General features: G+C 56.7%; 1 pseudogene. It reads right to left on the bottom strand.

Annotated elements, in window-relative coordinates:
* Positions 1 to 248: 248 nt before the first annotated feature.
* Positions 249 to 587 (bottom strand): annotated as a pseudogene (locus tag AWB81_RS46345) (IS4-like element ISCku4 family transposase); the annotation flags it as partial.

Here is a 587-nt window from a genome sequence, read left to right as displayed (position 1 = left end):
CATGCGACGTGCCGAAAACGACGCACTTCCGCGATCCGTAACTCATTAGGCGTAAGCTTTTTAGCATCATCATCTGCAGACGCACGAAAAGGATAAGCGACAGGTCAGACCGGCAGCGGGCGAACTCGCGGGGTGACAAGGCAATGTCTTTTGGCATGGGCCGCTCTATGAATGGAGTCCCGCTGCGCGGTTATTATCCGGGCCCGAGCCAGTAACTCAAGAGTGCCGAGTTCGGCACAGTCTTGGGGTTATGTGGCCAGTCGGAACATCTCGAAGGTGTCAGGGTCCTGCCTTTCGGCGATGAATTTCGCGAAGAAATTGGTTTTGGCGCTATTCACGAGAAATTCGGGCAGGCATTGTCGTAGTGCACTGGCGACAACCAACTCCGATGGAGGGATGCCGGGACGGATGGTGCGCAGCCAGGATCCAAAGGAACTCCAGACGAGTGAAGGGAATACCGCTGCCAGGTACTGAAGCAGTCCCTGGCAGACGATGCCAGCCTGAATGAAGACGTGATAGGCGTGGGTCTTGCGCTTGACGGCGTCGCGGTACTCGGGCGACTCGCGATGAAGGTATTGATCGCCGTT

This window comes from Caballeronia arationis, assembly GCF_001544975.2.
Lineage (GTDB): Bacteria > Pseudomonadota > Gammaproteobacteria > Burkholderiales > Burkholderiaceae > Caballeronia > Caballeronia arationis.
Note: the sequence above shows the minus strand (reverse complement) of the source record. Positions and strands in the feature narration are given on the sequence as shown.